The organism is Synechococcus sp. BA-120 BA3, from assembly GCF_034931285.1.
In the GTDB taxonomy this organism is placed as follows: Bacteria; Cyanobacteriota; Cyanobacteriia; order PCC-6307; family Cyanobiaceae; genus Cyanobium.
The window spans coordinates 1-2,471 of record NZ_JAYGHZ010000420.1 but is presented as its reverse complement, the minus strand read 5'-3'; the positions used below and the strand labels follow the sequence as shown (position 1 = coordinate 2,471).

The 2,471-nt window shown below is 74.5% G+C and carries 2 protein-coding genes; both read left to right on the top strand.

What is annotated here, in order from left to right:
* Nucleotides 1–100: 100 nt before the first annotated feature.
* Nucleotides 101–1,099 (top strand): DNA polymerase III subunit delta, encoded by a 999-nt coding sequence (gene holA / locus VB737_RS16275; protein WP_500314498.1) that lies wholly within the window; start codon nt 101–103, stop codon nt 1,097–1,099.
* Nucleotides 1,100–1,127: 28 nt separating this feature from the next.
* Nucleotides 1,128–2,471: aspartate kinase (locus VB737_RS16270; protein ID WP_500314497.1), on the top strand; the 1,344-nt coding region annotated here is incomplete at its 3' end.

Here is a 2,471-nt window from a genome sequence, read left to right as displayed (position 1 = left end):
CCCTGGAGCTGGCCTCGGCCCTGCATGGCGGGGCCACGGCGATGATCAGCCGCGACGCCCGCCTGCTCGCCGCCCTGCCCCTGCCGTCGCCCCTGCCCTGATGCCGATTCACCTCTACTGGGGCGACGATGAAGCCGCCCGCCAGCGGGCCCTGGCGGACCGGATCGAGGCCCTGGTGGATCCCACCTGGGCCTCGATCAACCTCAGCCGCCTGGACGGGGCCGATTCCCTGCAGGCGGCGCGGGCCCTCGAGGAGGCCCGCACCCCCCCCTTCGGAGCCGGGGCGCGGGTGGTGGTGGTGCAGCGCAGCCCCTTCTGCCAGGCCTGCCCGGCGGAGCTGGCGGCCCAGCTGGAGGCCGCCGTGGCGCTGGTCCCGGACGACTGCCACCTGTTCCTGGTCAGCGACAGCAAGCCCGACGCCCGGCTGCGCACCACCAAGCGCCTGCGGACCCTGGCCGACGAGCAGTCCTTCACCCTGCCGCCGGTCTGGGACGGGGCGGGTCAGATCGAACGGGTGGAGAGCGCCGCCCGGGCCCGGGGCCTGACCCTGGCCCCCGGGGCGGCTGAAGCCCTGGCCGAGGCGATCGGCAGCGACGGGATGCGGCTCGCCAGCGAACTGGAGAAGCTGGCCCTCCACGCCGGCAGCGCCGCCGGCCCCATCACGGCCGAGTCGGTGGCCGCCCTGATCGGCGGCCAGGTCACCAGCAGCCTGGCCGTGGGCGACGCCCTGCTGGCCCAGCGCCCCGCCGAGGCCATCGCCCTGGTGGAGGCCCTGCTGGAGGTGGGCGAGCCCGCCCTGCGCATCGTGGCGGCCCTGGCCAGTCAGATCCGGGGCTGGCTCTGGGTGTGCCTGCTGGAGCGCAGCGGCGAACAGGACGTGGCCGTGATCGCCAAGGCCGCGGGGATCGGCAATCCCAAACGGATCTACGTGATGCGCAAGCAGATCCGCGGCCGCAGCCCCGAGCAACTGCTGGCCCTGCTGCGCCGCCTGCTCGACGTGGAGGCCGCCCTCAAGCGCGGCGCCGACCCCGGCGACGCCTTCCGGGACGGCTTCCTGCTGGCCGCCCTGGCCCAGCCCGGGAGCGCCCCGCGTCGATAATCGGGCCGGATGCGCCGGCAACGCGGGAATGGCCCTGTTGATTCAGAAGTTCGGGGGGACCTCGGTGGCGGACACCGAGCGGATCCGGGCGGTGGCCCGCCGCATCGCCGCCAGCCGCGAGGAGGGCCACGAGCTGGTGGTGGTCGTGTCGGCCATGGGCCACACCACCGACCAGCTGACCGGCATGGCCGCCAGCCTCTGCAGCGATCCCCCCCGCCGGGAGATGGACATGCTGCTGGCCACGGGCGAGCAGGTGTCGATCGCCCTGCTGTCGATGGCCCTCCATGCCGAAGGCGTGCCCGCTGTCTCGATGACCGGCACCCAGGCGGGGATCATCACCGAATCGGCCCATGGCCGGGCCCGGATCCTGGAGGTGCGCACCGAGCGCCTGCGGCGCCTGCTGGAGGACGGCCATGTGGTGGTGGTGGCCGGCTTCCAGGGCACCAGCAGCGGCCATGCGGGCACCCCGGAGATCACCACCCTGGGCCGGGGCGGCTCCGACACCTCGGCGGTGGCGCTGGCGGCCGCCCTCGGCGCGGACGGCTGCGAGATCTACACCGACGTGCCCGGGGTGCTGACCACCGATCCCCGCAAGGTGGGCGACGCCCAGCTGATGGAGAGCGTCAGCTGCGACGAGATGCTGGAACTGGCGAGCCTCGGGGCCGCCGTGCTCCACCCCCGGGCCGTGGAAATCGCCCGCAACTACGGGGTGCCCCTGACGGTTCGCTCCAGCTGGAGCCAGGCCCCCGGCACCCGGCTCACCAGCGGTCCGGCCCGGCCGATCGGCAGTGAGGGGCTGGAGCTGGGCCGGCCCGTGGACGGGGCGGAACTCGAGGCCGACCAGGCCGTGCTGGCCCTCTCCCACGTCCCCGACCGACCGGGGGTGGCCGCCACCCTGTTCGAGGCCCTCGGCGCCGCCGGCCTGAACGTGGACCTGATCGTCCAGGCGATCCACGAGGGCGCCAGCAACGACATCGCCTTCACCCTGGCGGCGTCGGAGATGGAGCGCGCCCGCCAGGTGTGCCAGGAGGTGCTGGCAGCCATGGGGGCCGATGGGGCCCAGCTCTCGGCCGAGGCGGGCATGGCCAAGCTGAGCATCGCCGGGGCCGGCATCCTCGGCCGCCCCGGGGTGGCGGCCCGCCTGTTCGACACCATGGCCCGCCTCGGCATCAACCTGCGCCTGATCGCCACCAGCGAGGTGAAGGTGAGCTGCGTGGTGGATGGCCAGCTGGGGACCCGGGCCCTGCGGGCCGCCGGCGAGGCCTTCGAGCTCTCCGACCAGCAGCTGCGCCACGATCCGCCCCCCTGCCACGTCGGCGATCCGGCGGTGCGGGGCGTGGCCCTCGACCGCGACCAGGTGCAGGTATCGGTG

What these genes read in the sequence shown, in the direction of transcription:
- holA (WP_500314498.1), top strand. Translation starts at nt 101, where the DNA reads ATGCCGATTCACCTCTACTGGGGCGACGATGAAGCCGCCCGCCAGCGG.